The sequence below is a fragment of the Streptomyces sp. NPDC020362 genome, assembly GCF_040642095.1.
In the GTDB taxonomy this organism is placed as follows: domain Bacteria; phylum Actinomycetota; class Actinomycetes; order Streptomycetales; family Streptomycetaceae; genus Streptomyces.
The window spans coordinates 1-25271 of record NZ_JBFAET010000085.1; the positions used below are offsets into that span (position 1 = coordinate 1).

Consider the following 25271-nt stretch of genomic DNA (forward strand, 5'->3'; position numbering starts at 1 on the left):
CGCAGGACCCGTGGTGCGCACCGCCTCAGGGGCGGTGCGCGGCCTTCACGAGGACGGTCTGGCGGTCTTCAGGGGCATCCCCTTCGCCGAACCGCCCGTCGGCGCGGCCCGTTTCCAGGCCCCGTGCCCCGCCCGGCCCTGGGACGGCACCCGCGAGGCGTACGCGTTCGGCCCGCCGCCTCCGCAGGAGCCCGGCATCCAGGGCCGCAAGGCCGCCGGGGTGCCGGGCCCGACGGGCGACGACTGGCTGACGGTGAACGTCTGGACCCCCGACCCCGACCCGTCCTCCGCCCGCCCGGTGATGGTGTGGATCTACGGCGGCGCCTACAAACTGGGCCACGCCGGCCAGCCGGCCTACGACGCACAGCACATCGCCCGAGACGGCGATGTCGTGGTCGTCACCTTCAACTACCGCGTGGGCATGGAGGGTTTCGCCCTTCTCGACGGCGCCCCGGCGAACCGGGGCCTGCTGGACCAGGTGGCGGCCCTGGAGTGGGTGCGGGCGAACATCGCCGCGTTCGGCGGAGACCCCGAGCAGATCACCGTCTTCGGCGAGTCGGCCGGAGCGGGCTCGGTGGCCTCGCTGCTCGCGATGCCGAGGGCCCGCGGCCTGTTCCGCCGGGCGGTGGCACAGAGCCTGCCGGGCACGTTCTTCTCCGAGGCGCTGGCACGCGACCTGGCGGCGGCCCTCGCGGCCGAGGCGGGCCGTCGGCCGGCCGCGGCCGACCTGGCGACGGTGGACCCCCGCCGGCTCACCGACGCGGGCCAGTCGCTGAGCGCCAAGATGTTCCACCGCACCGACCGATGGGGCCAGGCGGCGCCCACGGTCACACCGTTCTCGCCGGTCGTCGACGGCGATGTCCTGCCCACCACCCCCTGGCAGGCCCTCGCGGCGGGCGCGGCCCGGGACGTGGACCTCCTGGTCGGCCACAACCGCGACGAGTTCCGCCTGTTCCTGGCGATGGAAGGCCTGCTCGACGAGATCACGCAGGACCAGCTGACCGGCGCCCTGCGGCTGCTGGCCCCCGGCGGCGCGGCGGGCGAGCGGGCCTACCGCGCCGCCTTCCCCGACGCCACCCCCACCGACCTGTACGAACGCGTGCAGACCGACTGGCTGTTCGCGATGCCGTCGCTGCACCTCGCCGACGCCCAGCGGGCGGGCGGCGGCCGGGCGCACGTCTACGAACTGGCCTGGCCGGCCCCCGGCGGCAGCCAGTACCTGGGCGCCTGCCACGGCCTGGACATCCCCCTGCTCTTCGGCACGTTCCGCGCCGACCTGGGGATCCTGCTCTTCTCGGGCGCGGAGGTACCGGCCGAGGCGCAGGAGCTGTCGTCCCGCTTCCGCCGCTCGTGGACGGCGTTCGCCAGGACCGGCGACCCGGGCTGGCCGGCCTACGACACGGACGAACGCCTGGTACAGGTCCTGGACGCGGAGCCGACGGTCACCACGTACCCGAGGGAGACCAGCAGACGCCTGTGGGAGGGACACGCATTCCTGCCCCTGCCGCTGCTGGGCCAGGAGGCGGACAGGCCCTAGAAGTTGCCCGGGCGGGCCCTGGAGGCTGCCCGGACGGGCCTAGAGGTTGCCCATGGGCTCGATGTCCACCTGGACCGGCGTCCCCCAGATCCGCAGCACCTCGTAGTCGGTGAACTCGTGCACGAGCCGGTACGCCATGGCGGGCCGCGACCCGCGCCGCTGGGCGGCCAGATACGCCTCGGCCTCCCGCTGGTCCCGCCGGGGCGTGCCGCACAGCTGCCACTCGCGCCCGTTCCACGCCTCCGGCAGCCACCGCTGCTGGGGCTGCGGACGGTCGGCGCGCACACCGTACCGGGACGGGGCCTTGGCGGCGGGCTCGGCCGACTGCGACCTGCCGCTCTGGAACTCCGACCGCCGTGCCGCCCGGCGCCGCGTCTCGCAGAGCAGACACAGATCGGGCGCGCCCTCGTCGACGGGCCCGTGCGGATGTTCCGGGCAGCGGGTGGTGGGTGCGCCCGTGCCGACGGTCTCGTCCAGGAGGTCGAGGGCCCGGCGCAGGTCGGACTTGATCTCGTGCAGCCGCGCGTCCGGGGTGTCGGCGGTGAGCGCTTCCCCTTGTTCCCCGAGAAGCCGGAGCGCACGGCCGAGAGCGGTGAGCTGGGCGTGGTTCATGCCTCCCAGCTTCCCACCGATGCTCCCCGGCTCAGTCGCCGTACAGCAGGCTGTCGTAGGAGGCCTGGTCGACGACGTCGTACAGGCCGAGCGCCGCGGGACCCAGGACCAGGGTCAGCATGCCGAGCCGCAGCATCACCGGGGCGGCGATGCCGACCGCGCCGAAGCGGCCCCTGATGGTCCGCCAGTCCCGGCCACGGCGGACGTCTCCGCGGCAGGCCCACCAGTAGAAGGCGCCGAAGAGGATGTTGATCCCGGCGAGGACCAGGGACATGACGCCGACGACCGCGAGGAACGTCTCGCGGTCCTCGTGGTCGCCGAAGCACAGCATCGCCGGGGGAAGGGCGGGTACGGCGCACCTGGCGGGACGGGGCCCATGGTGGGGTGGGGGCATGAAGACGACTTTCGTGGACCGGCTCCTCGCCGCCCTGAACCGCTTCAACGCCGCGCACCCGTGGTCGCACAACGCGCACTACCACCCCTGGCTGCTACGGCAACTGCCCCGCCGCTGCGCAGCAGCGCTGGACGTGGGCTGCGGCAGCGGTGATCTGGCACGGCTGCTGGCCGGCCGGGCCGAAAGGGTCCACGCCGTCGACACGGACCGGGAGATCCTGGACCGCGCACGGGAGTCGACCGCCCCCTCGGCCCCCGTCGCCTACACCCTGGCCGAGGCCCCGCACGACCTGCCCGCCGGCCCCTACGACGTCATCACCTGCGTCGCCGTACTCCACCACCTCCCCTTCGCCGACACCCTGACCCGGTTCCGGGCGGAGCTGGCCCCCGGCGGGACCCTGGTCGTCGTCGGCTGTGCCCGGGCCGAGAGCCTCGGGGACCACGCCCTCGGTCTGCTCGCTCTGCCCCTCAACGCGGCCATGGGGTGGCTGAAGAACCGCGGACGGACCCGGCCCGTGCCCGTCTCGATGACCGCCCCCACCCGAAACCCGGAGATGACCTTCGCCGAGATGTCGCGGCAGGCCGGACGCCTGCTTCCCGGGGCCCGCCTGCGCCGCCGCCTCTTCTGGCGCTACACCCTCGTGTGGCGCGCCCCTGCGGCCGGCTGAACCGGCGGGTCACGCGGGTGCGGCCGTCCGGGGGCGGCGGGCGAAGCCGAAGACGTACGTCGCCACGAAGCCCACCGCATAGCCGGTGAGCAGCCCGCCCCCGTAGACGGCCGCCGCCACCCAAGGGCCGCGGTTCCCCGCCAGCAGCGGGAACAGCGCCCAGCCCGAGGGGCCGATGGCCGTCGCCCCGACCTTGTCCCCGAGCATCGCGAAGAAGCCGACGAAGGCCCCGCCAGCCGCGCCGCCCGCGCAGGCCGTCACGAACGGCCGGCCCAGCGGCAGCGACACCCCGTAGATGAGGGGCTCGCCCACGCCCAGCAGGCCCGCCGGGAGCGCCGACCTGATCGTCGTACGCAGCGACGTGTCGTGGCGCAGGCGGACGTACACCGCAAGGGCCGCGCCGACCTGCCCCGCGCCCGCCATGGCCAGTAGTGGGAGCAGCACCGTGTAGCCCTGCTGCTCGATGAGGGTGGTGTGGATCGGGATCAGCGCCTGGTGCAGGCCCAGCATCACCAGGGGCAGGAACAGGCCGCCCAGGACCAGTCCGGCGAAGGCACCGGTTGTCGTCAGGAGCCAGTCGGCCGCCGTGCCGATGGCCGAGGCGACCGCGCCGGCCGCGTACATCAGGCCGTAGAGGGTGACCAGGCCGGAGACGAGGACGGTCACGGTCGGGGTCAGCAGGACGTCCAGCGCGCCCGGCACCCGGCCCCGGCACCACTTCTCCACCCGTGTGGCCAGCAGGGCCGCCGCGAGCGCACCGAGCACCCCGCCCTGCCCCGGAGCCAGATGGACCCCGAACGCCGTCACCTTCGCCACCCCGGGGTACACGACCACGGCCGCCACCGCCCCGCCGAGCACGGGAGTGCCGCCGAACTCCTTCGCCGTGTTGTACCCGACGAACACCGCGATCAGCGCCATGAAGGCGGAGGCGACGGCGGCCAGCGCGGGGGTCAGGCCGGGCAGCCATCCCGCGTTCAGCAGCAGCCCGTTGAGCCCGGCGAGGATGCCGCAGCCGATCAGGGCCGGGATGAGCGGCACGAAGACGGCCGCGACACGGCGCAGGGCGGCCTTGAAGGGGGTGGCGTTGCGCTGCCGGAGCCGCTCCTTCACCCGGTCGCCCGCGTCCAGGGGTTGCCCTGCCGCCCGGCCGTCCGGGTCGACGGGTTGCCCTGCCGCCCGGCCGTCCGGGTCGACGGGTTGCCCTGCCGCCCGGTCGCCCGTATCGCCGCGCCGGCCCGCCACCCGCCCGTTCGCGTCCACGGGCCGCTCTGCCAACCGCTCCTGCATCCTCTCCTGCACCGCGGCCGTGACCTCGGCGACCACTCCCGGACCCAGGACGACCTGCAGGGACGACTCCCCGTCCAGCACCACCCCGAGCACCTCGGGCAGCCCCCTCAGCCCCTCCTCGTCCACCGGCGCCGGATCCGCGACGCCGAGCCGTAGCCGGGTCATGCAGTGGGTGACGGACAGGACGTTCCCGGGGCCGCCGACCCGGGCGAGGACGGCGGCTGCGGTGGAGGCTGGGTCGTTGCGCACGCCCCGAGCGTGCGGGTCAGCCGCCCGCGTCCGCCAGCGCGGCACGCAGATGTCCGCCGGACTCCTCCAGAAGGCGGGCGGCCGTCGGGCCGTCGACACCGGCGAGGAGGGCCAGGATGGCGTTCTTCACCTCGCCGCCGGTCTCGGTGAGCGCCGTCTCGATCTCCTCGTCGGGCGCTCCGGTGGCGAGGGACACGATGCGGCGGGAGCGGGCCCGGAGCTTGTCGTTGGAGGCGCGCACGTCGACCATCAGGTTCCCGTACGTCTTGCCGAGCCGGATCATCGTGATCGTCGAGACCATGTTGAGCACCAGCTTCTGCGCGGTGCCCGCCTTCAGCCGCGTGGACCCGGTGATCAGCTCGGGGCCCACGACGACCTCGATGCCGTGCTCGGCGGCGGCCGCGAGCGCGCTGTGCTCGTTGCAGGCCAGGCCGATGGTCAGCGCGCCCAGGGCACGGGCGTGCGCCACGGCACCGACGGCGTACGGGGTGCGGCCGGAGGCGGAGATGCCGACGACGGTGTCGTCGGGGGTGAGCTTGAGCGCGTCCAGGTCCCGCCCGGCCAGCTCTCCGGAGTCCTCGGCACCCTCGACCGAGGTGACCATCGCTTCGGGCCCGCCCGCGATCAGGCCGACGACCTGGGCCGGGTCGGTGTTGAAGGTGGGCGGGCACTCGGAGGCGTCCAGCACACCGAGCCGGCCGGCGGTGCCCGCGCCGGCGTACACCAGGCGCCCACCGCGGGACATGCGCTCGGCCACGGCGTCGATGGCGGCGGCGATCTCCGGCAGCCGTGCGGCGACGGCGGTGGCCACACCCGCGTCCTCACCGTTCATGAGCCGCGCGATGTCGAGGGTGGGCAGCCGGTCGATCTCGGCGAGGTCGGGCCGGAAGGCTTCGGTGGTCAGAGAGGCGAGTTCGGCTTGCAGCCGGCGGGGGGTGGAGGTCATGGGGGGTGGCTCTCTCCAGTACAGGGCGGGTCATTTCCCTAGGGGCGCGGGGCTCTGCTCGATGTGCGGCTCCATCGCGAGGGCGCGACAGGCCACGACGAACCCGCAGATCCCCACAACGTGTCAGTCCTACGGCCTGAACGTGTCAGTCCTACGGCTTGAACGTGTCGGTCCCAGGCATGAACGTGTAAGTCCTACGGCCTAGCGCGGAGTGCTCCGGTGCCGATGAGCCAACGCCTCGTAGGAGGCGGCCAGCGCGGGCGCCGCATTCTCGTAGGTCCGCTGGGCGACACCCACGAACAGACAGTCCACCACCAGCAGCTGACTCGTGCGGGAGGACATCGCGGCGGGCCGCAGCTCACTCTCCCGAGAGGTCGACGTCGTCAGCACGTGATCGGCGTACTGCGTGACCGACGAGTCGGGCCTCCCGGTGATCGCGACGGTGGTCGCCCCGTGCTCGAACGCGACCCGCAGCGGCTCTATGACGTCCCCCGTCGAACCGGAGTGCGTGATCGCGATCGCCACGTCGCCCGACCGCAACTGCACCGCGTTGGTCACCGCGAGATGCGGATCGCTGTGAGCGTGGGCTATGAGGCCTATGCGCAGCAGCTTCTGCGTGAGGTCCTGGGCGACCAGGCCGGACGCCCCGATCCCGTACACATCGGTGCGGCGGGCGCCCGCGAGCGCGGTGACGGCCGCGCCCAGCTGGACGGTGTCGAGACCGGCGGCCGTGTCGGCGAGGGTCTGCTGCTCCTCGTAGGCCAGTTTGGTGACGACGTCGGCTATGGGGTCGTCGACCGCGATGTCCGTGGTGATCGCGGGTGCGCGACCGGACTGCTGCTGCGCCGCGAGGCCCGCGAGGGCGAGGCGCAGATCGCGGTAGCCCGGGTAGCCGAGCAGACGCGCGGTGCGTACGACCGTCGCCTCGCTGGTGCCGGTCAGCTCGGCCAGGCCGGTGACGGTGAGGGCGGCGCAGCCGGCGGGGTCGTGTGCGACGGCCTCGGCGACACGCTGCATGGACCGGGTCATGGAAGGGGCGAGGGTGCGCACCTTGGCGGCGAGCGAGCCGCCCGGACTGCCGAAACTTTCCTTCAGGTCCTGGGTCACTCCTGAAAGATATTTTCGGCTCGTTGTCGCGGTCAAGAGTGCGCACAATGGGACCATGGAGTCCTTGAGTCCGCTGGAACAGACGCTGCACGCCGCCCGAGCCCTGGTGCTCGCCGACCTGGTCGCGGGCGACGTCGCCGAGGCGGACGTGGTCTCCATGGTCGAGGACTCCGTCTCCCAGCGGCGCTGGTGGGTCGAGCAGTGGCCGGACGGCGCCCACTACGTGGCCGGGCTGGTCGCACAGGACGTGCAGGACGCCCTGCTGGAGCGGTACGGCCGCTGGCCCCTGTGCCCGGTGTGCGGCACGGGCGACCCGCACGCGCTGGACGTGGAGCCGGAACTGGGCCCAGATCCGCACTGGGTGTGCCACAAGGCGGGGGTGAAGGTCGCCGCGGTGGGCGGGCTGGGGCACGCCACGGGCGGGGCGGCGTCCTCGTGAGGCGCCCGTGACGGTGTACATCGACCCGCCGTCCTGGCCCGGCCACGGACGCATGTGGTCGCACCTGGTGAGCGATGTGTCCTACGCCGAACTGCACTTCTTCGCCGAGGAGTTGGGCGTACCCCGGCGGGCCTTCGAGCGCGACCACTACGACCTGCCGTCGCACCGGTACGCGGACGCGGTGGCCGCCGGGGCGGTGGAGGTCAGCAGCCGCGAGGTGGTGCGGCTGCTGCTGTCGTCCGGACTGCGCAGGCGCAAGGGGCGCCGGGCGAGGCGGGCGTAGGTGAGCGGGCGTGGACCAACGGACGCGGACAGGCGGACGTAGGGAAGTTCGGGCGCGGAGCGACGGACGCAGGGAAGTGCGCCGGGGAGGGGCCCTGGGAAGGGGCGTCAGGCGCCGCGCCGGATGTAGAGCTGCAGCCCGGCGTCCATGTCGTACTCCTCCTGTGCGATCCGTTCCTCGTCCACGGTCGCCCGGGTGAACCCCGCCCGGGACACCACGCGCTGCGAGGGGATGTTGGCCTGCTCGATGGTCGCGAACACCATGTCGACGTCGTCCCGGGCCAGCGCCCACTCCGCCAGGCTGCGCAGGGCCTCGGTGGCATAGCCCTGGCCGCGGGCACCCTCCACCAGGTCGTAGCCGATCTCCACCCGGCCCTCCTCGTCCGGGACGCCGTGGAAGCCCATGCCGCCGATCGCGCGGCCGTCCTCGCGCCGGATCAGGGCGAAGACCCCGAACTCGGGCCGGTGCACGCCCGCTTCGTACGCCTTCACCATGGAGGTCGAGGCCTGCCGCGTGCCCTCGTACGGCTCGCCGTCCAGCCACTCGAAGCCGCCGTCGCCGCCCTGGCGCAGATCGCGGGCGGCGGCCGGGCGGATGCCGGTCAGGGTGAGGCGCTCGGCGGGGATGACCAGGTTGTTGCGCCAGCGCCAGTCGGTGACCGGGGCCCGGCCGGGCAGCTCCCCGCGGCCGGTCGCCCACAGCAGCGTCGGCCAGGGCGCGGGGCCGGGCTGGACGTGCGGGAAGAGCCAGGTCAGGGCGGACTCGGCGAGTTCCTCGGACGGCTCGTGGGCGATGCCGAGGCCCTGAGCGATGTCATGGGTGTGCAGCAGCAGCTCGGTGATGCCCATCGCGGCGAAGCCCTCGCGGTCGGCGCTGCCGAACGGGTACGGGTGGATGGCACGCACCGCGCGCGGGGTGGAGCGGACGGCGGCGGAGAGCAGAGCACCGGTCGACCCGACCACCTCCAGCACGCCTGCGTTGCCGGCGTCCTCGTCGAAGGCGAGTTCGCAGGGAAAGTAGTCCCGGGCACCGGTGACCAGCCGGCTCGCGTAGCTGAACAGGGCGCCCGCGAGGTGCTCGGCCGTGTCGAGGCAACTCCACTCCAGCCGACCGGCCTTGACGCCCCTCCAGTCCTGGTCCACCACCGCCCGCAGCGCCGCCACGCATCCCGCAACGGCCTCGTCCACCTGGTTCCCGCTCAACGGTCGCATGCGCGCACAGTACGGGGTGGGCCCGCCCGGGACGACAGCATTTCCGGCTCGGTCGTGGAGGAACTTCCGGCGGCCTCGACTCTCCTGATGCCCACGGGCAGATGCGGGCGATGCCTCTCGGAGGCGTCGCCTCAGGCCGACAACATGTCCAGTTCGCCCGCGAGGTTGTAGCGGGCCGTGGCCTCCCAGTGCTCGCGCCCGTACGGGGTGCGGAACAGGCGGGGCAGGGCGAGGAGTTGGCGCAGGATCGCCGAGCGGCCCTCGTGGAAGGCGTCGTTGGGGACGAAGTGGTACTCCTCGCGGACCTCGGCGGTGTAGGTCGCGTAGGCCGACGGGGGCGCGGCCAGGATCGCGAGGTCCGCGTCGCACAGGACCTGGCCGTCGCGGTCGTCGTCGGCGGGGTCGTGGGTGACGGTGAGGCGGACCAGGCGGGCCACCTCGGCCGTCTTCTGCGCCGGCACGCCGGCCTCGGGCAGGGCCCGCTCGGCGAGATGCGCGGACCGCTCCTCGTTCTCGGAGCGTTCGGGCAGGTAGACCGCGTCGTGGAACCAGGCGGCCAGGCGTACCGCGTCCGGGTCGGCCGCGTACTTCTCCAGCGCGTCGATGTGGTCGAGGACCGCGGTCAGGTGGGCCAGCGTGTGGTAGCGGCGCTGCGGCTCCTGCCAGCGGGTGAGGAGGTTGTCGGCGTAGGGGGCGGGGTCGGGACCGCCGCCCGGGGCGCGGGCTCCCTCCAGGGCGTGGGCGAAGCGGAGGCGCAGGGCGTCGAGGTCGGCCATGCGCTCATTCTTCCGCTCCTCCGCGACCGGTGGCGATTCCTCCGCGAAACGGCGGCGATTGCTCGATGGTGAGTGGTGGGTCCTTCGTGACCGGTGGCGATTGCTCGGTGGTGAGTGGTGGGTCCTTCGTGACCGGTGGCGATTGCTCGGTGGTGAGTGGTGGGTCCTTCGTGACCGGTGGCGATTGCTCGGTGGCGGGCGGCGGGTCCTTCGTGACGGGCGGCGTACGAGCCGGTGGTGGGGGCGGCGGGGGAGCTGAACATCTTCGGGTGAGGCGTGGCCCGGGCCGACGCGGGGCAGGCGTAGTCTTGAATTGGACTAGACCTGTAGTCGGCCGATGAATGAGGTGCCATGAGCAAGCGTGCAGTCCTGGAGGTGATCGCCCTCGGTGTCGAGGACGCGGTCGCCGCCCAGGCCGGAGGCGCGGATCGTCTGGAGCTGGTCACCGACATGGCGGCCGACGGGCTCACCCCGTCCGCCGCCACCGTCGCCGCGATCCGGGCCGCCGTCGACATCGACCTGCGCGTGATGCTGCGGACGGCGGACGGGTTCGCGGCCGGAGACCCGGAGGACGTCGGGCGTCTGGCCCGGGTGGCGGGAGAGCTGCGGGAGGCCGGGGCCGATCAGTTCGTGCTCGGCTTCCTCGACGCGGACGGCGAGCTCGACCTGGCGGCCGTGGAGCGGATCGTCGCCGCGCTCGGCGGCTGCCGCTGGACCTTCCACCGGGCGATCGACCGGGCCGCCGACCGGGACGCCCTGCGCAAGCAGCTCGCCGACCTGCCCGGCCTGGACACCTATCTCACGGCCGGGGCGGCCGAAGGCGTGGACGAGGGTCTCCCCACCCTGCTCGCCGAGGCGGCCCGACAGGGCGAGCCCGGCTACCGGCAGACGATCCTCGTCGGCGGCGGCCTCCGCCTGGACCATGTCCCCGCCCTCCGCCGCGTCGGCATCGACGCCTTCCACATCGGCGGCGCCGCCCGGCCGCAAGGCTGGGACGGGCCGGTTTCGGCGGAGGCGGTCCGTCGGTGGCGGGCCGTGCTGGACGGCGGGACCGCCTAGCGCATCCTCGGCCCGGCTGGGCCTTCACGGCCCGACCACGGGCGGGGCACCGCCTTGTCAGGGATGCAGGCACCGCCTCACTTCAGGGGGTGCAGGCACAGCGCCGACTCGCCGTCGCTGCTGTACTCCGGGTAGGCGAGATAGTCCCCGTACGGGCAGGATCCGCTCCCCGGGTCGGTGACGCGGTACTGGGCGAGGGAGGAGTCGCAGGACACGGATGCGAGGTCCTGGTGGGGCCAGTCGTCGTTGTTGTGGGCGCACGAGCCGACCGTCAGGGTCCGGTGGCTGCTCGTGCCGTCACTCCCGCTCGGCCCGGCCAGTAGTCCGATGAGCATGAGGACCGGTATCGCGAGGACCAGCAGACCCAGCCCGGTCAGCGGGACGAGGGCCAGCAGACCGGCCGGCCGCCTGAACACCGGTCGGCCCGGGTCCAGCGGCGGCCGCCACCCGGCCGTGACCGGCGCCGGGATCCGCTTGATGCCCGACAGGGCGCCGAGATTGACCAGCAGGGTGAAGGGTGTGATGAGGACCGACATCGGACCCCACCAGCCCTGCACCATCGTGTCCGACTGCATGTCCCGGAAGACGGCCAGGGCGCAGGTGCGGCAGAACGCCCCCTCGCGCCGCAGGAACCGCATGATCACCAGCATGCCCTGATGGCCGCGGACCGTCACCGGCGCGGCAGGCGACGCCCCGCACACCTGGCACCCCGCCGGCACCCCGCCCATCGGTACCCCGCCCATCGGCATCGCGCCGCCGTACTGCTCCTGCGGCCGGCCGGAAGCGGGCGGATGGGGTCCGGGCGCCTGCGGGTAGGGTCCTGGTGTCTGCGAGTACGGCCCGGGTGTCTGCGGGTAGGGCTCAGGAGTCTGCGGGTAAGGCCCCGGTGCCTGCGGATACGGCCCAGGAGTCTGCGGGTACGGCCCAGGAGTCTGCTGGTACGGGGGATGCGGCGGGTAGCTCAACGCAGGCCTTCCCAAAGGGACATGACAGGACGGCACAGCACCCTACTGGGCGAGCTGCGAGGGCAGCGGCGCCGCATGCGTCACGATCAGCCCCGACACTGCTCGGGTGAGCGCCACGTACAGGCGCCGCAGGCCCGTGCGTTCGTCGGGCTCGCCGTCCACCACCGCCTGGGGCTCGTCCAGGACCACGTAGTCGTACTCCAGGCCCTTGGCGAGGGACGCCGGGACGAGGGTGAGGCGGGTCTCGCGGGTCGTCTCCTCGCCCGGGGCCAGGTAGGTGATCCCGGCCGCCGTCAGGGCCTCGGCGAGTGCCGGGACGCGGGCGTCGGCCGCGATCAGGCCCGCCGAGCCCTCGTTGCGCAGCAACTCCTCGCAGGCGGCGACCACTTCGGCCGTCTCCGTCGCCCTACGGACCTCGAAGAAGCCCGGGTTCTCACGGACCGAGGCGACCGGGGTGAGGCCGGGTGCGATGTGCGGGAGGAGGCGGGAGGCGTAGGTGATGACGTCCGTGGGGACGCGGAAACCCGCCGTCAGCTCCTCGATGATCCCCTCGCGCTTGCCGAGATGGGCCAGCGCCTCGTCCCAACTGCGCGTCGCCCAGGGGGTCGTGCCCTGCGCCAGGTCGCCCAGGACGGTCGCGCTGCCGGTGGTGCAGCGGCGGCCGACGGCCCGGTACTGCATGGGGGACAGGTCCTGGGCCTCGTCCAGGACGACGTGCCCGAGCGAGTGGGTGCGCTCGGTCAGGTCGGTCGCCTCGTCGATCAGCACCGCGTCCGCCACCGACCACTTCGCGGACTTCACGCTGCGCACCGGCCTGGCCCACAGGATCGTCTTCTGCTCGTCCTCGTCCAGGATCCCCTCGGCGTGTGCGGCGAGGAAGTCGGCGTCCGTCAGCAGGCGCAGCACCAGTTTCGCCGGGTCGACGGCCGGCCAGACCGCCTTCACGGCAGCCTTCACCGCGCTGTTGCGGGCGACCGCGTCCTGCACCCGGTCGTCGGGCGCCTCCCCGGACCGCTCCATCTGCACCAGCACCACGTGCGCGATGCGCTGCGGCAGGGCCTCGCGGGCGGCGCCGTAGCGGATGTCCCGGCCCAGCAACTCCCGGACGATGTCCTCCAGTTCGTACGCCGGCACCCGCCAGCGCCGCGAGCCGCGGACGACGACGATCGGCTCGGTGGGCATGCTGACGTGGGAGTACAGGGCCCGGCGCAGCACCTCGGCCATCCGGGCGTCGCCCTTGACGACGGCGGCGGCCGCGTCGTCCGTCCCGCGTACCTCCACATGCGCGACCAGGTCGTCCACGGTCGCCTGGTGCACGGTCAACTCACCGAGGGCCGGGAGGACCTGCTCGATGTAGTGGAGGAAGGACCTGTTCGGGCCGATGACGAGGGTGCCGGTGCGGGCGAGCCGCTCCCGGTGGGCGTAGAGGAGGTAGGCGACCCGGTGCAGGCCTACGGCTGTCTTTCCGGTGCCGGGGCCGCCCTGTACGCACACGGTTCCGCCGAGGCCGCTGCGGACGATCTCGTCCTGCTCGGGCTGGATGGTGGCCACGATGTCGCGCATGGGGCCGACGCGGGGCCGCTCGATCTCCTGCTGGAGGAGCGTGCTGGTGGTGGCAGCCTCGGCCGGATCGGCCGGGTCGGACAGGTGCTCGTCCTCGTACGCGGTCAGGTCGCCGCCGGTGTAGCCGAAGCGGCGGCGCAGCCCGATGTCCATCGGGTCCTTCTTGGACGCGCGGTAGAACGGCTGCGAGACCGGGGCACGCCAGTCGATCACCATCGGGTCGCCGTCGGCGTCGTGCACGTGCCGTCGCCCGATGTAGAACCGCTCGCCCTCGGCTCCCTCGGCCCGCTCGGCGCCCGGGGCGTGCTGGTAGTCGAGGCGCCCGAAGAAGAGGGGGGTGTCGCTGAGGTCGGCGAGCGCCTTGATGCGCTCGTCGATCTGGCGGGCGAGCACCTCGGCGCTGACCCAGTTCGCGGCGGCGTTGCTGATGTCCAGCGCCTCGACGTCCTCGCGCATGGCGCGCAGGGCGGCCCGGGACGCGCCGAGGTGGGAGCGTTCGCGGGCGAGGGGGTCGGCGGGGCAGTCGCCGGGGAAAGCGTCCAGCGGTTCGTGGGTGGGCGTGGACAAGGGGGTGCCTCCGGTGGGCCTGCTGCGTGTGGAGCGTGGCTGTGACGAATGCTGTCCGGTTTCCGGCCGGGCGGCGGCTCTCCATGAGGGAGGCGGGCAAGAGCGGAGATTTTAGGTGAAGTGGCCGGGAGGGGGCCAATGAATTTCGGTGGGGTGTCTGCGCCGGGCCCCGGAATCTCCGCCCCCGGCTCTGGAGCCTCCGCCTCCTCGTCCCGGAGGATCCCTCTCCGCGCGCCGGAGTGTCCCTCTCCGCGCGCTGGAGTGTCCGTCTCCGCGCGCTGGAGTGTCCGTCTCCGCGCGCCGGAGTGTCCCCCTCCGTGCCCTGGAGCCTCCGCCCCCTAGGGGACGCGGCACTTCCGGTGTAGGGGTGGGGTCCACCCGGAGATCTACGCGGAGGTCCGCGGAATTGGACCCGAAGACCGATACCGGATCGATACCCGAGGTTCCACCATGGAGACATGAGCGCAGCAACCGTCTCTCCAGCCTCTGTCCGGCCCCCGTCCGGTGCCACCGCCGTCGACGGCCCTCACCATCACCCGCTGGGCAACGCCCTGCGTGCCGTCAAGGTGTTCGTGGAGGCCGGGTTCAGGGTCGTGATCCTCGGCGAGTACGGCGAGGAAGCAGGCATACGCCGCAGGTAACGGCATAGGGTCACCTCCGTGCGGAAACGGACGGTGACGCCCCTCCCTGCCCTGCTGCCCCTGCTCCTTCTCGCGGTCTCTCTCGGCTCCTTCACCGCCCTGTGCGTCCTGCAGCGGGCCCCGATGGCCGACCTGCTGGTCTACCGCGCCGAGGGCGCGGCCGTCGTCCGCGGCGGCGACCTGTACGGCTTCACGGTCACCGAGTGGCGGCTCCCGGCGACCTACCCGCCCTTCGCGGCGGTCCTGTTCGTCCCCACGACCTGGATCCCGCTCCCGGCCCTGAAGGCGCTGTTCCTGGCGGGCAACGCGCTCCTGCTCGCCGGCCTCGTCGCCCTCTCCGCCCGCCTGGTCGCGCGCCCGTTGCCCCTGCCCCTCCTCTGCACGGCCACCGCCCTCGCCCTCTGGCTCGAACCGGTCTTCCAGACGCTCCTGTTCGGCCAGATCAACCTGGCCATCGCCTGTCTGGTCCTGTGGGACCTCACCCGCGGCTCCTGCACCCGCACCAAGGGCCTGGCCCTCGGCGTGGCTGCGGGGATCAAACTCACGCCGGCGATCTTCATCGCCCATCTGTTCCTGAGGGGACGCCGGCGGGAGGCGGCCACGGCGACGGCCGCCTTCACCGCCACGGTCCTGCTCGGCGCCCTGCTGCTGCCCTCCGCCAGCGCCGAGTTCTGGACCAGACGCCTCTACGACACCGGAAGGGTGGGCAAGTCATGGATCGTGGACAACCAGTCCCTGCAGGGCCTGATCGCCCGCGCGCTGCACGACCCGGCGCCGGGCCTCGCCTGGGCCCTTCCGGCGGCGGCCGTGGCGGCGGCGGGCCTGGCCCTGGCGGCCCGCACCCGCGAGGACGGCCACGGCATCCTTCTGACCGCCTTCACCGCCCTGCTGATCTCACCGATCAGCTGGTCCCACCACTGGGTGTGGTGCGTGCCGCTGCTCGCGCTGCTCCTGGCCGAGTCACGTCTGCGCCTCGCGGCCCTGACGGCGGCCCTCTTCACCGCCCGCACCCTGTGGCTGATCCCCCACGCGGGCGACCGCGACCTGCACCTGCCCTGGTGGCAGCAGCCGCTCGCCGCGCCGTACCCGCTGCTGGCCCTGGCGCTCCTGGCGGGGACGGCGCTCTCGGTGGCTCAGCCGGTGCCCCCGGTGAGGATCTCGTCCGCGTCGACGATCCGGTAGGCGTAGCCCTGCTCGGCCAGGAAGCGCTGGCGGTGGGCGGCGAAGTCCTGGTCGATGGTGTCGCGGGCGACGACCGAGTAGAAGTGGGCCTGGTGGCCGTCGGCCTTGGGGCGCAGGACGCGGCCGAGGCGCTGGGCCTCCTCCTGCCGGGAGCCGAAGGTGCCGGACACCTGGACGGCGACGGTGGCCTCCGGCAGGTCGATGGAGAAGTTGGCGACCTTGGAGACGACGAGCACGCTGATCTCGCCCTCGCGGAACGCGTCGAAGAGCTTCTCGCGCTGCGCGTTGGACGTCTCGCCCTTGATGACGGGGGCGTTCAGATGCTCTCCCAGCTCGTCCAGCTGGTCGATGTACTGGCCGATGACGAGGATCTGCTGCCCCGCGAAGCGGCGGACGATCGCCTCCGTGACCTTCCGCTTGGTCGCGGTCGTGGCGCAGAAGCGGTACTTCTCCTCCGTCTCGGCGGTGGCGTACTCCAGCCGCTCGGAGTCGGTCAGGTTCACCCGGACCTCGACGCAGTCGGCGGGCGCGATGTAGCCCTGCGCCTCGATCTCCTTCCAGGGCGCGTCGAACCGCTTGGGCCCGATGAGCGAGAACACGTCCGACTCGCGGCCGTCCTCGCGGACCAGCGTGGCGGTGAGGCCGAGGCGGCGCCGGGCCTGGAGATCCGCGGTGAACTTGAAGACGGGCGCGGGAAGCAGGTGCACCTCGTCGTAGACGATCAGGCCCCAGTCGCGGGAGTCGAACAGCTCCAGGTGCGGGTAGACGCCCTTCCGCTTGGTCGTCAGCACCTGGTACGTGGCGATGGTGACCGGGCGGATCTCCTTCCTCGTCCCGCTGTATTCGCCGATCTCGTCCTCGGTCAGCGAGGTCCGCTTCACCAGCTCGTGCTTCCACTGCCGGGCCGAGACGGTGTTGGTGACGAGGATGAGGGTGGTGGACTTCGCCTGGGCCATGGACCCGGCGCCCACCAGCGTCTTTCCGGCACCACACGGGAGCACGACCACACCGCTCCCGCCGTGCCAGAAGTTCTCCACGGCCTGCTTCTGGTACGGCCTGAGCGCCCAGCCGTCCTCCAGCAGCTCGATCGGATGAGCCTCGCCGTCCACATAGCCGGCGAGATCCTCGGCCGGCCAGCCCAGCTTCAGCAGCACCTGCTTGATCTGGCCGCGCTCGGAGGGGTGCACGACGACGGAGTCCGGATCGATGCGTGCGCCGACCAGAGGCGTGATCCGCCTGGACTTCAGCACCTCCTCCAGCACCGGCCGGTCGGTGGTGGTGAGGACCAGCCCGTGCGCGGGGTGCTTGCTGAGGGTGAGCCGCCCGTACCGGTCCATCGTCTCGGCGATGTCCACGAGGAGCGCGTGCGGCACCGGATACCGGCTGTACTCCACCAGCGCGTCCACGACCTGCTCGGCGTCGTGGCCGGCGGCCCGCGCGTTCCACAGGCCCAGCGGCGTGACCCGGTAGGTGTGGATGTGCTCGGGGGCCCGCTCCAGCTCGGCGAAGGGCGCGATGGCCCGACGGCAGTCGTCGGCCCGCTCGTGGTCGACTTCGAGCAGCAGGGTCTTGTCCGACTGGACGATCAGCGGTCCGTTCACCTACGCACTTCCCTTCCGCACGGCCAAACGTCCAGTGTGCCCTACCGGCGGATGATCGCGCCGTGCGCTGCAACCATGTGCCCGCGGCGCGGGTCTCGGTCCAGGGGAGCGGCGCGGGGGCGCGCTCCGGGGAGGAGTGCGGGGCGATGTCGAAGCGCAGGTGGGGGATCGGTCTGGGAGCCACGCTGGTGCTGGTGGTGACAGGGGCGTGGGTCGCGGGGCCGGCGGGCGTCGACCGGCAGCTGTGGAGCGAGGTCAGGCCGGTGATCGAGGCCCGGCTGGTGGCCGACTCGAAGGGCAGCGGGTACGGGGAGACGCAGCCCGGTCTGCGGGCGCGGTGGTTCTGCCGGGCCGAGGTACGGGACCTCGACGAGCACGACGGTCTCGTGCGGGCGGGCGTCACCACCTCGTGCGGGGAGTACGGGGTGCGGCAGGGCGCTCTTGTGGAGTGCTCGGGCGCCGAGGTCCCGCAGGTGGTGCGGTTGAGGCGGGATGCCGGCGCGGACGGCGGCTATCGCGTGGTGTCGCGGGAGGAGGCGCCGGACGGCGCGGGGTCCGAGCGGTGGGTGGAGGACCACTTCAGCTTCTTCGCCGAGCCCGGCCCCGAGGACGCGGGAGCGTCCACCGATCCGGAGACCGCCGCCCGCAGGCACTTCGGCCTGCCCGCGGACGCCCCCGTCAAGGACTGCTGACGGGGCCCGGCCCCTGCCTCACTCGTCCGCCAGCTCCGCGACCCCGGTGATCCGGTGCAGCGGATACGTCCGCACCTCGTCGGCCGTGTGGTCGTACGCCGTCACGAAACCGCCCTCCACGCGGATCGGGGCGATGACGCGCTGGCTGGCGGAGCCCTCGGCGTTGACATAGCCGATCCACAGGGACCCGCCGGTCAGCACGGCGGCCTGCATGGTGGCCAGGGTCTCGGCGGAGGTGGTGCGGGGCAGCTCACCGCCCGCGAGCGGCGCCCCGGTGGCCCCGGACGCCTTGCGCGGGGCGGTGGCGGCCAGGTCGCCCGCCCGGATCGCGCGGATCGCGGCCGACAGGAGCGTGGCGTCGGGCGGCGGCGGGCCGTCCGGCACCGGCTCGGGCGCGGTGCGCGGCGGGGTGCGGTGGGCGTCGGCGCGGGTGATCAGCACATCGCCCTCGGCGGACTCGGCGGCGGGCGCGTAACCCATCGCGCGCAGGCCCTCCAGCAGGGCCGCCGGGTCCGACTGGGAGGCCAGGACGGTCGGGGCGAGACGGCGCAGCCGCAGGGCGGCCGCCCGCTTGTCGGCGAGGATCTCGTTCAGCAGGTTGTCGTCGTCGCAGCGCACGTATGCCGAGGCCGCGCCCACCCGCAGGTGCCCGTGCTTGCGGGCCACGTCGTCGACCAGGTACGCCAGCGGCTGCGGGACCGGCGTACGGGAGTGCGCGGTGAGGAAGGCGTGCAGGTCGGCGGCGGTCCGTCCGGCGTCCAGGGCGCGCCGGACCGAGGCCGGGGTGAAGCGGTAGACGGTCGCGCCGCCCTTGGACTCGACGTCCGCGAGGACGTCGAGCATGTCGGCGAGCGGGCGCTTGAGCGGGCCGGGGGCCACCGCCGTCAGGTCGGCCTGCAGCAGCACATGGTCCAGGGGCTCGGGCAGCAGGGGCGCGAGAAGGCGGGCAGCGGCGGCGGTGGCGACGGCCTGCTCGGCGGGGGAGCGGAGCTCGACGGGAGGGGCGGGACGGTGGTGGACGGGGAGCTTGTCACCGGGACCGGAGGGCTCGGGGGAGCCGGAGGCGGCCACGTCGGCCGATGCGACCGACGCGACCGACGCGGCCGACGCCGCCTTCGGCGCGCCGAGCAGCGCCCGCCCCTGTGCGGACAGCGCCCCGCGTCCGGTGACGCCGAGCAGTTCCGCCTCCGAGAGGGTCCAGCGGGCCAGCCGGGTGCGCAGATCGTCGTCGCCGTTGCCCTGCTGCTGACCGCGAAGCGGCCGTTCCCAGCGCAGCCGGGCCAGCACCGACTCGGCGCCCGGGGCCGCGCCCTTGGGCAGCCCGGCCAGCAGGGTCAGCACCCGGTGCCGTACCTCGGGGGCGGCGGAGCGGTCGAGTCCCGGCCCCAGCGCGGACAACGTGCGGTCCTTGGCGTCGCGTCCGCCGACCAGCCCCGCCGTCCGGGTGGCCGTGAGCCAGGCCTCGGCGAGCCGGGACCAGCGTTCGGCGGGAGGCCGCTCCAGCCACTCGTCGTAGGCGGGGGTGGCCGCGTACCGCTCGTCGGCCTCACCGTCGGAGGCCAGCAGGCCGGCCGCGTACGCCAGCTCGACCCAGAAGGCGGCGATCGGCTCCGACACGTCCAGCGCGACGGCGGTCCGCTTCAGGTCCCGCACGCTCAGCCCGCCGGCCCGCAGCACGGACGGGCCGCCCTCGTCCCAGTCCTTCAGCAGCTCCTCGACGGTGGCCAGTGCGGTGTACGCCTGCCCGGCGGCGGTGGCGTCCACCACCTGGGGAGCGTGGGTGGCGTAAGGCTCGACGGCGGGCGGCAGCGGCTCGGGCGCACGGTGGGCGCGGCCCGCGCGCAGATGCAGAGCCACCTCGCGGGGCAGGACGACCGTGCCCGGGGCGGTCGGCAGCAGCAGGCCGCGGTCCAGCAGCCAGCGCAGATGGGTGGCCGGGTCGGCGGTGACCTGCCCGTACGGCGGCCCCCACACCAGCCGGGACAGGACCTCGCGGGAGGCCTCCGGGGCCTCGCCGAGCAGCCCGGTCATCTTCTTGCGATCGGTGAACAGGCCGGTGAGCGCGGCCACCGCCGAGACCGAGTCGTGCGTCGAGGCCAGCCCGGCGGCGGCGACGATCTCCTGGATCCGCCCCGGGGACATGCCCGAGGTGGCCTCCTGCACGCTCGGTCCGAGGCCGGTCGGCGAGGGGTGCTGGGCGGACGGCGCGAGCAGCTCGCGCGCCGTGCGCACCAGGCGCATCCGCTCGTCGTCGCCCCACACCAGGGCCTGTTCCCGCAGGGTGCCGACGGCGCGGGGCAGCGCGTCGGCCACGATCTCGTCTCCGGCGTCCCCTGCCATCAGGGTGAGGAGCGTGCCGTACGACGCCGGGTCCGGGGCCACGGCCAGGGACTCGGCGGCCTGCAGGGCGAACCGGTCCAGCCGCTCCAGCGCGCGCAGTACCGAGGCGCGGGTGCCGGCCCGGGTGGCCAGTTGGGTGAGGTCGGTGGGGACGGGGGTGATGAGATCGGGTCGGCTGCGCAGCAGCGCGGCCAGCGAGGCGTCGTCCCTGATGCGGAGCGACTCGGCGAGGGACCGGGGGGCTGAGTGGGCCTCGGGGCTCATCCGGTCAACGGTAGCCGACCGGGCGGGCGCAGCGGCTCCGAGCGGCCGGGAAGAAGCGGTACCTTCCTCAGCGGGGTTCATCGGCACCACCCCGGAGGGGCTGCGTGGGGATCGAAAGCGACCAGGTCGTCTACGAGTATCTGAGCCGTGTCGGCGATGTCGCTCACCAGCGGCAGCTGCCGTCGTCCGCGCGGATGCGGCTGGTGTCGGACCTGCGGAACGAGATCGACCGGTGCCGGGCCGGGATGGCGGTGGACAGCCCCGCCGCCGTGCGCCGCATCCTGGACCGGCTGGGCACCCCGGACGAGGTGGTCGAGGCGGCCGGCGGCTCCGCGTCGGGCGCGGGACGGCCGCCGCAGCCGCCGTCCGCCTCCGTGCCCGTCCAGCGGGAGACGGACACGCCGGATACGGGGGAACGGCCCAAGGGGCTGCGCAGGATCGTCCCCCGGCCGCGCCCCGCCGAGCCGGAGCCGCCCGCCCCGCGCACCGGCCCCTCCCCGCCCCACCTCGCCGCCGCACACGAACTCGGCGACAGCGCGGTGCAGCCCGACTGGTGGCGGGTGCAGGGCAGCCCGCTCGACCTGGCGGGCGACGCCGACTCCGTACCGGGCTTCGTCGGCGGGGTGGAGATCCCCGACCTGCTCAGACAACCCCGCAAGGACCCGGAGGGCCCCGAGGACCCGAAGGGGACGGGGCAGGCGCGGGAGGAGGCCCCGGAGGACCCGGCGGACCTCACGGACCAGCAGCCCACCGCCCGGCAGCCCGCCCGGCGCCGCCGTCCGTTCGCCCGCCGCTCCGCACCCTCCGCCCCGGCCGCCCGCCGCCTGCTGCCGGGCCCCGCCGCCGGCTGGACCAACCCCCTGCTGCTGCTGGCCGCCGCCGCGCTGGTCGCCGGTGCCGTACTCGGCAACTGGTTCGCGATGGCCCTGGGCTGGCTGATCGCCTATGGCTCCCGGCGGCTGACCCCGGTGGAGACCAAGTGGGCGGTGCTCGGCGCACCCGGTCTCGCGCTCGCGTCCGGCGTGCTGTGGCTGTGGGGCCGCCAGAGCGGCCGCTGGGGCGCTCCCATCCCCCAGGGCCACATGAACGACGCCGTGGCCGGGACCTGGCCCTGGGTGGTCCGGGGCGCAGCCGTGGCCTCGGCCCTGTTCCTGGTCTGGCGTTCCCAGCGCAGGCGGTAGGCGTTCCGCCGACAGGACGCTGGTGAACCGCGGGCCGGTGGGGGCCGGTCGCGCCGTTCCCCGCGCCCGTAGCGGGGCGCGGTACCGCGCCCTTTCGAGACTGAACCCGCACGGCACAATGGTCCGCATGCCCCTCACCATCGGCTTCGACCTGGACATGACCCTCATCGACTCCCGCCCGGGCATCCGTGCCTGCTACCTGGCCCTGGCGGAGCGGACCGGGACGTACATCGACGCCGACCTGGCGGTGACCCGTCTCGGGCCCCCGCTCGTGGAGGAGCTGGTCAACTGGTTCCCGGCCGAGCAGGTTCCCGCGATGGCCGATCTGTACCGGGAGATGTACCCGTCGATCGCTGTCGCCGCGACCCCCGCCATGGCAGGCGCCGGGGAGGCGATCGAGGCGGTGCGCGCGGCCGGCGGCCGGACGATGGTGGTCACCGCGAAGTACGAGCCGAGCGCCAAGCTGCACCTCGCCCACCTGGGTCTGGAGCCCGAGGTGGTCGTCGGCGACCTGTGGGCCGAGCAGAAGGCGGAGGCCCTGCGCGAGTTCGGCGCGAGCGTCTACGTCGGCGACCACGTCGGCGACGTCCGCGGGGCCCGCACGGCCGGTGCGCTGTCGGTGGCCGTGGCCACCGGCCCGTGCGACGCCGACGAGCTGCGGGCGGCCGGCGCGGACGTCGTGCTGGACGACCTCACCGCGTTCCCGGCCTGGCTGACCGCCTACCGCGAGGCGCCCGGGGCGGCCTCCCGCGCCTGACGCCGCCCGGCGGCGACCGAGCGCAGCACACCCGCCCCGGCCACCAGGAACCCGACGGCCATGAGCATGCTCAGCCCGTACATGTACGTCGGAAAAGGCTTCGCACCGAGGAACAGCGGGACCACGGTGACGAGGGTGGCCACGGCCCCGATGAAGAACACCACGGCACCGGCACGGATCAGTCGGTCACCGGGCCCGGCGGAATTGGTTTGGGTTTTGTCACGCACCGGACCAGGGTAGTTCCCAGCGCGAGAGAACAACCGGGGGACGTCTTGTCACCCGCCCGAAGACCATTAGCCTGGGTAGCGGCGGGTCATGGTCGACCCGCTCTACTGCTATCAAGAGCCGTTTCCGAAGCAGTTTTCCCGACGAGTACGAGGACGAGGACAGACGTGCCTACCGGCAAGGTCAAGTGGTTCAACAGTGAGAAGGGCTTCGGCTTTCTCTCCCGCGACGACGGCGGTGACGTCTTCGTCCATTCCTCGGTTCTCCCCGCCGGAGTCGATGTGCTCAAGCCGGGACAGCGCGTGGAGTTCGGCGTCGTCGCCGGTCAGCGCGGCGACCAGGCGCTCTCCGTGACCGTGCTCGACCCGACCCCGTCGGTCGCGGCCGCGCAGCGCAAGAAGCCGGACGAGCTGGCTTCCATCGTGCAGGACCTGACGACCCTTCTCGAGAACATCACGCCGATGCTGGAGAAGGGCCGTTACCCGGAGAAGGCCTCCGGCAAGAAGATCGCGGGACTGCTGCGCGCGGTCGCGGACCAGCTGGACGTCTGAGCGTCACCGGAGGCCCGAGCCTCAGGGGAAAGCGAGAGCATCAGGGCCGAGGGGCGGCAGCAGCCCCTCGGCCGCCGCACGTGTGAGCAGCCCGCGGACGGCCGCGTAGCCGTCCTCGCCGAGGTCGGCGGTGAACTCGTTGACGTACAGCCCGATGTGCTGGTCGGCGACGGCCGGGTCCATCTCCTGGGCGTGCTCCATGACGTACGGCCGGGAGGCCTCCGGATCGTCCCAGGCGGCCCGTACGGAGCTGCGGACGGCGTCCGCGAGCCGGCCGAGTGTCTCGGCCCCCAGCGACCGCTTGGCGATGATCGCGCCCAGCGGGATCGGCAGCCCGGTGGTGCGCTCCCAGTGCTCGCCCATGTCGGCGAGCTTGTGCAACCCGTAGTTCTGGTACGTGAAGCGGGCTTCGTGGATGACGAGTCCCGCGTCCACCCTGCCGTCGCGCACGGCCGGCATGATCTCGTGGAACGGCATGACGACGATCTCGCCGACCCCTCCGGGCATCGTGTCCGCGGCCCACAGCCTGAACAGAAGGTAGGCGGTCGACTTCTCGCTCGGCACCGCGACCGTACGGCCCGTCAGGCCCCCACTGCCCAAAGCGTGGGAGGTGCCCCCGACCCCGTCCTCCCGCGTGAGCACGAGCGGCCCGCACCCGCGCCCCAGCGCACCGCCGCACGGCAGCAGCGTGTACGCGCCGAGGACGTACGGCAGCACCGCGTACGACACCTTCAGCACGTCGAACTCGCCGCGCTCGGCCATGCCGTTGGTGATGTCGATGTCGGCGAAGGTCACGTCCAGCGCGGGCGCGCCGGGGACGCGGCCGTGGGCGAGGGCGTCGAAGACGAACGTGTCGTTGGGACACGGGGAGTACGCGATCTGCAGGGTCTGCTGCTCACTGGTCGTCATGAGGATTCCAACTCTCCAATGCGGGCGTGAGCTTCCCGAATCCCTCGGTGAGGGCGGCGAGTGCGTCGCCGATGCGCCAGGCGGCGCGGTCGCGCGGGCCGACCGGGTTGGACACCGCGCGGATCTCCAGGACGGGCACCCCGTGCGCGGCGGCCGCCTCGGCCACACCGAACCCCTCCATGCCCTCGGCGAGGGCATGCGGGTGGCGGGCGCGCAGCTCGGCGGCGCGGGCGGCGGTGCCGGTGACGGTGGAGACGGTCAGGACGGTGCCGGGTCGGGCACCGATGGCCTCGGACACGCGCCGTACGAGTGAATTCGGCGGCAGGTGGGTGACGGTCCCGAAGCCGAGTTCGGTGACCGGGAGGAAGCCGTCGGCGGTCTCGGCGCCCAGATCGGCCACGGTGATCGCGTCGGCGACGACGAGCGAGCCGAGCGGCGCCCCGGGCTGGAAGCCACCGCCGATCCCGGCGGACACGACGAGGTCGTACGGGGTGCCGGCGAGGGCGGCGGCGGTGAGTGCGGTGGCGGTGGAGGCGGCGGCGAGGGCGGGCCCGACACCGGCGGCCAGCAGGTCGTACCCGCCGCCCGTGCGGACCACGGACAACCCGGTCGCTGCGGGGACATCGGGTCCGCTCGTGCCTCCAGGGCCCTGCGGAGTCCTTCGGTTCCCCGGGACCCCCGGCAGCCGTATCTCCTCGCTCGCGCCCGGAAACGCCCGTGCCACCGCGTCCCGTTCGGCCGGGACGGCGGTGGCTACGAGGGTGCGGACGGAAGGCGTGATCAGGCCTTGTTCAGCTTGAAGGACCACAGGCCCTTGGCCGGGGACTGGCCCATCTGGATGGAGACCGTGTTCGTGTTGCCCTGGGTGCCGTACTGGGCGTTGAAGAACGCGCTGCCCGGGATCGTGGTGTAGGTCTTGTTGTTCTTGTCCGTGAACTGGCGGCCGTTCACGAGGAGGAACCAGCCCGCGTCCGCGATCTTCGGGTCGACACCGATGCGGACCGTCTGGTCCGGGTCCACCTTGATCGACTTGATGTCGCCGGCCTTCTTGGCGCACTTCGTGAGCGACTTGGCGTCCAGCGCCTTGCCGTCGTTGTAGCAGATCGCCTCGGAGTTGACCGAGTCCCTGCCGACGGTGATCGTCGCGACGGGCGTCGGCTTCTCGCAGGCGGAAAGGACGAGCAGTCCGGCGGAAACGGCGCCGGCGACGGCGACGGCGCGGCGGCGTCGCACAACGGATTGCAGCGTGGTCATGGCCGAAGGCTA

Annotated in this window: 26 protein-coding genes; 11 read left to right on the forward strand and 15 right to left on the reverse strand. The window is 73.3% G+C overall.

Annotated features, from left to right (window positions below; translation table 11 throughout):
- Nucleotides 1–10 precede the first annotated feature (10 nt).
- Nucleotides 11–1537: a carboxylesterase family protein gene (locus AB0H32_RS26730; RefSeq protein ID WP_361125154.1), complete on the forward strand. Its 1527-nt coding sequence runs from the start codon at nt 11–13 to the stop codon at nt 1535–1537.
- Nucleotides 1538–1576: 39 nt separating this feature from the next.
- Here the strand turns inward: AB0H32_RS26730 and AB0H32_RS26735 are convergent, their stop codons facing one another.
- Nucleotides 1577–2149 carry a hypothetical protein gene (locus AB0H32_RS26735; RefSeq protein WP_361125085.1) on the reverse strand — a complete coding sequence of 191 codons (573 nt, stop codon included), beginning with the start codon at nt 2147–2149 and terminating at the stop codon, nt 1577–1579.
- Nucleotides 2150–2180: 31 nt separating this feature from the next.
- Nucleotides 2181–2543 (reverse strand): DUF6336 family protein, encoded by a 363-nt coding sequence (locus AB0H32_RS26740; protein ID WP_361125087.1) that lies wholly within the window; start codon nt 2541–2543, stop codon nt 2181–2183.
- Here AB0H32_RS26740 and AB0H32_RS26745 point away from each other — a divergent pair.
- On the forward strand, nt 2542–3210 hold the full coding sequence (locus AB0H32_RS26745) for a class I SAM-dependent methyltransferase (protein ID WP_361125089.1): 669 nt from the start codon (nt 2542–2544) through the stop codon (nt 3208–3210). The two genes, AB0H32_RS26740 and AB0H32_RS26745, sit on opposite strands and share 2 nt — an antisense overlap.
- A gap of 9 nt (nt 3211–3219) precedes the next feature.
- Here the strand turns inward: AB0H32_RS26745 and AB0H32_RS26750 are convergent, their stop codons facing one another.
- The 3 genes from AB0H32_RS26750 to AB0H32_RS26760 all read right to left on the reverse strand — a co-directional run bounded on the left by AB0H32_RS26750 (nt 3220) and on the right by AB0H32_RS26760 (nt 6799).
- A complete protein-coding gene (locus AB0H32_RS26750) occupies nt 3220–4746 on the reverse strand; it encodes a PTS transporter subunit EIIC (RefSeq protein ID WP_361125091.1) in 1527 nt (508 codons plus the stop codon).
- Nucleotides 4747–4762: 16 nt separating this feature from the next.
- Complete coding sequence (gene murQ / locus AB0H32_RS26755; RefSeq protein ID WP_361125093.1) at nt 4763–5692, reverse strand: N-acetylmuramic acid 6-phosphate etherase; 930 nt, start codon at nt 5690–5692, stop codon at nt 4763–4765.
- 201 nt (nt 5693–5893) lie between these two features.
- Complete coding sequence (locus AB0H32_RS26760; RefSeq protein ID WP_361125095.1) at nt 5894–6799, reverse strand: MurR/RpiR family transcriptional regulator; 906 nt, start codon at nt 6797–6799, stop codon at nt 5894–5896.
- Nucleotides 6800–6854: 55 nt separating this feature from the next.
- Between AB0H32_RS26760 and AB0H32_RS26765 the strand changes: the two genes are divergently transcribed.
- Together AB0H32_RS26765 and AB0H32_RS26770 are read left to right on the forward strand one after the other, a co-directional pair.
- Entirely contained in the window at nt 6855–7238 is a 384-nt protein-coding gene (locus AB0H32_RS26765; RefSeq protein ID WP_361125097.1) for a hypothetical protein, read from the forward strand.
- A gap of 7 nt (nt 7239–7245) precedes the next feature.
- Entirely contained in the window at nt 7246–7521 is a 276-nt protein-coding gene (locus AB0H32_RS26770; RefSeq protein WP_361125099.1) for a DUF4031 domain-containing protein, read from the forward strand.
- A gap of 107 nt (nt 7522–7628) precedes the next feature.
- Here AB0H32_RS26770 and AB0H32_RS26775 read toward each other — a convergent pair whose 3' ends face one another.
- Together AB0H32_RS26775 and AB0H32_RS26780 are read right to left on the reverse strand one after the other, a co-directional pair.
- On the reverse strand, nt 7629–8732 hold the full coding sequence (locus AB0H32_RS26775) for a GNAT family N-acetyltransferase (RefSeq protein ID WP_361125101.1): 1104 nt from the start codon (nt 8730–8732) through the stop codon (nt 7629–7631).
- A gap of 131 nt (nt 8733–8863) precedes the next feature.
- Nucleotides 8864–9508 (reverse strand): hypothetical protein, encoded by a 645-nt coding sequence (locus AB0H32_RS26780; RefSeq protein WP_361125103.1) that lies wholly within the window; start codon nt 9506–9508, stop codon nt 8864–8866.
- Between the two features lie 351 nt (nt 9509–9859).
- Between AB0H32_RS26780 and AB0H32_RS26785 the strand changes: the two genes are divergently transcribed.
- On the forward strand, nt 9860–10567 hold the full coding sequence (locus AB0H32_RS26785) for a copper homeostasis protein CutC (protein ID WP_361125105.1): 708 nt from the start codon (nt 9860–9862) through the stop codon (nt 10565–10567).
- 77 nt (nt 10568–10644) lie between these two features.
- Here AB0H32_RS26785 and AB0H32_RS26790 read toward each other — a convergent pair whose 3' ends face one another.
- Together AB0H32_RS26790 and AB0H32_RS26795 are read right to left on the reverse strand one after the other, a co-directional pair.
- Entirely contained in the window at nt 10645–11316 is a 672-nt protein-coding gene (locus AB0H32_RS26790) for a hypothetical protein (protein ID WP_361125107.1), read from the reverse strand.
- Between the two features lie 258 nt (nt 11317–11574).
- The gene (locus AB0H32_RS26795; protein ID WP_361125109.1) at nt 11575–13662 is read right to left on the reverse strand and encodes a UvrD-helicase domain-containing protein; all 2088 of its coding nucleotides are present in this window, start codon (nt 13660–13662) and stop codon (nt 11575–11577) included.
- 458 nt (nt 13663–14120) lie between these two features.
- Between AB0H32_RS26795 and AB0H32_RS26800 the strand changes: the two genes are divergently transcribed.
- Nucleotides 14121–14303, forward strand: coding sequence for a hypothetical protein (locus tag AB0H32_RS26800; RefSeq protein ID WP_361125111.1), 183 nt, complete (start codon nt 14121–14123; stop codon nt 14301–14303).
- A gap of 123 nt (nt 14304–14426) precedes the next feature.
- Complete coding sequence (locus AB0H32_RS26805; protein WP_361125156.1) at nt 14427–15485, forward strand: glycosyltransferase 87 family protein; 1059 nt, start codon at nt 14427–14429, stop codon at nt 15483–15485.
- On the opposite strand, the gene AB0H32_RS26810 is transcribed toward AB0H32_RS26805, so the two are convergent.
- Nucleotides 15437–17086 carry a DNA repair helicase XPB gene (locus AB0H32_RS26810; protein WP_361125113.1) on the reverse strand — a complete coding sequence of 550 codons (1650 nt, stop codon included), beginning with the start codon at nt 17084–17086 and terminating at the stop codon, nt 15437–15439. The two genes, AB0H32_RS26805 and AB0H32_RS26810, sit on opposite strands and share 49 nt — an antisense overlap.
- A gap of 146 nt (nt 17087–17232) precedes the next feature.
- Between AB0H32_RS26810 and AB0H32_RS26815 the strand changes: the two genes are divergently transcribed.
- Nucleotides 17233–17778, forward strand: coding sequence for a hypothetical protein (locus AB0H32_RS26815; protein WP_361125115.1), 546 nt, complete (start codon nt 17233–17235; stop codon nt 17776–17778).
- A gap of 18 nt (nt 17779–17796) precedes the next feature.
- On the opposite strand, the gene AB0H32_RS26820 is transcribed toward AB0H32_RS26815, so the two are convergent.
- A complete protein-coding gene (locus AB0H32_RS26820; protein WP_361125117.1) occupies nt 17797–20382 on the reverse strand; it encodes a helicase-associated domain-containing protein in 2586 nt (861 codons plus the stop codon).
- Between the two features lie 104 nt (nt 20383–20486).
- On the opposite strand from AB0H32_RS26820, the gene AB0H32_RS26825 reads away from it, so the two are divergent.
- Together AB0H32_RS26825 and AB0H32_RS26830 are read left to right on the forward strand one after the other, a co-directional pair.
- On the forward strand, nt 20487–21563 hold the full coding sequence (locus AB0H32_RS26825; protein WP_361125119.1) for a hypothetical protein: 1077 nt from the start codon (nt 20487–20489) through the stop codon (nt 21561–21563).
- Between the two features lie 127 nt (nt 21564–21690).
- The gene (locus AB0H32_RS26830) at nt 21691–22320 is read left to right on the forward strand and encodes a haloacid dehalogenase-like hydrolase (protein WP_361125121.1); all 630 of its coding nucleotides are present in this window, start codon (nt 21691–21693) and stop codon (nt 22318–22320) included.
- On the opposite strand, the gene AB0H32_RS26835 is transcribed toward AB0H32_RS26830, so the two are convergent.
- Nucleotides 22284–22547 carry a hypothetical protein gene (locus AB0H32_RS26835; RefSeq protein ID WP_361125123.1) on the reverse strand — a complete coding sequence of 88 codons (264 nt, stop codon included), beginning with the start codon at nt 22545–22547 and terminating at the stop codon, nt 22284–22286. The two genes, AB0H32_RS26830 and AB0H32_RS26835, sit on opposite strands and share 37 nt — an antisense overlap.
- Nucleotides 22548–22712: 165 nt before the next feature.
- On the opposite strand from AB0H32_RS26835, the gene AB0H32_RS26840 reads away from it, so the two are divergent.
- Nucleotides 22713–23096: a cold-shock protein gene (locus tag AB0H32_RS26840; RefSeq protein ID WP_361125125.1), complete on the forward strand. Its 384-nt coding sequence runs from the start codon at nt 22713–22715 to the stop codon at nt 23094–23096.
- Nucleotides 23097–23117: 21 nt separating this feature from the next.
- Here AB0H32_RS26840 and AB0H32_RS26845 read toward each other — a convergent pair whose 3' ends face one another.
- The 3 genes from AB0H32_RS26845 to AB0H32_RS26855 are packed head-to-tail and all read right to left on the reverse strand — an operon-like array spanning nt 23118 to nt 25259.
- A complete protein-coding gene (locus tag AB0H32_RS26845) occupies nt 23118–24005 on the reverse strand; it encodes a 1,4-dihydroxy-6-naphthoate synthase (RefSeq protein ID WP_361125127.1) in 888 nt (295 codons plus the stop codon).
- The gene (locus AB0H32_RS26850; RefSeq protein ID WP_361125129.1) at nt 23992–24813 is read right to left on the reverse strand and encodes a futalosine hydrolase; all 822 of its coding nucleotides are present in this window, start codon (nt 24811–24813) and stop codon (nt 23992–23994) included. Before AB0H32_RS26850 ends, AB0H32_RS26845 begins: the two co-directional genes overlap by 14 nt.
- Nucleotides 24786–25259: a DUF2771 domain-containing protein gene (locus tag AB0H32_RS26855; protein ID WP_361125131.1), complete on the reverse strand. Its 474-nt coding sequence runs from the start codon at nt 25257–25259 to the stop codon at nt 24786–24788. Before AB0H32_RS26855 ends, AB0H32_RS26850 begins: the two co-directional genes overlap by 28 nt.
- Nucleotides 25260–25271: the final 12 nt, after the last annotated feature.

What these genes read in the sequence shown, in the direction of transcription:
- AB0H32_RS26735 (WP_361125085.1), bottom strand. Translation starts at nt 2,149, where the DNA reads ATGAACCACGCCCAGCTCACCGCTCTCGGCCGTGCGCTCCGGCTTCTC.
- AB0H32_RS26745 (WP_361125089.1), top strand. Translation starts at nt 2,542, where the DNA reads ATGAAGACGACTTTCGTGGACCGGCTCCTCGCCGCCCTGAACCGCTTC.
- AB0H32_RS26740 (WP_361125087.1), bottom strand. Translation starts at nt 2,543, where the DNA reads ATGCCCCCACCCCACCATGGGCCCCGTCCCGCCAGGTGCGCCGTACCC.
- murQ (WP_361125093.1), bottom strand. Translation starts at nt 5,692, where the DNA reads ATGACCTCCACCCCCCGCCGGCTGCAAGCCGAACTCGCCTCTCTGACC.
- AB0H32_RS26765 (WP_361125097.1), top strand. Translation starts at nt 6,855, where the DNA reads ATGGAGTCCTTGAGTCCGCTGGAACAGACGCTGCACGCCGCCCGAGCC.
- AB0H32_RS26775 (WP_361125101.1), bottom strand. Translation starts at nt 8,732, where the DNA reads ATGCGACCGTTGAGCGGGAACCAGGTGGACGAGGCCGTTGCGGGATGC.
- AB0H32_RS26780 (WP_361125103.1), bottom strand. Translation starts at nt 9,508, where the DNA reads ATGGCCGACCTCGACGCCCTGCGCCTCCGCTTCGCCCACGCCCTGGAG.
- AB0H32_RS26785 (WP_361125105.1), top strand. Translation starts at nt 9,860, where the DNA reads ATGAGCAAGCGTGCAGTCCTGGAGGTGATCGCCCTCGGTGTCGAGGAC.
- AB0H32_RS26790 (WP_361125107.1), bottom strand. Translation starts at nt 11,316, where the DNA reads ATGCCGATGGGCGGGGTACCGATGGGCGGGGTGCCGGCGGGGTGCCAG.
- AB0H32_RS26800 (WP_361125111.1), top strand. Translation starts at nt 14,121, where the DNA reads ATGAGCGCAGCAACCGTCTCTCCAGCCTCTGTCCGGCCCCCGTCCGGT.
- AB0H32_RS26805 (WP_361125156.1), top strand. Translation starts at nt 14,427, where the DNA reads ATGGCCGACCTGCTGGTCTACCGCGCCGAGGGCGCGGCCGTCGTCCGC.
- AB0H32_RS26815 (WP_361125115.1), top strand. Translation starts at nt 17,233, where the DNA reads ATGTCGAAGCGCAGGTGGGGGATCGGTCTGGGAGCCACGCTGGTGCTG.
- AB0H32_RS26820 (WP_361125117.1), bottom strand. Translation starts at nt 20,382, where the DNA reads ATGAGCCCCGAGGCCCACTCAGCCCCCCGGTCCCTCGCCGAGTCGCTC.
- AB0H32_RS26830 (WP_361125121.1), top strand. Translation starts at nt 21,691, where the DNA reads ATGCCCCTCACCATCGGCTTCGACCTGGACATGACCCTCATCGACTCC.
- AB0H32_RS26845 (WP_361125127.1), bottom strand. Translation starts at nt 24,005, where the DNA reads ATGACGACCAGTGAGCAGCAGACCCTGCAGATCGCGTACTCCCCGTGT.
- AB0H32_RS26855 (WP_361125131.1), bottom strand. Translation starts at nt 25,259, where the DNA reads ATGACCACGCTGCAATCCGTTGTGCGACGCCGCCGCGCCGTCGCCGTC.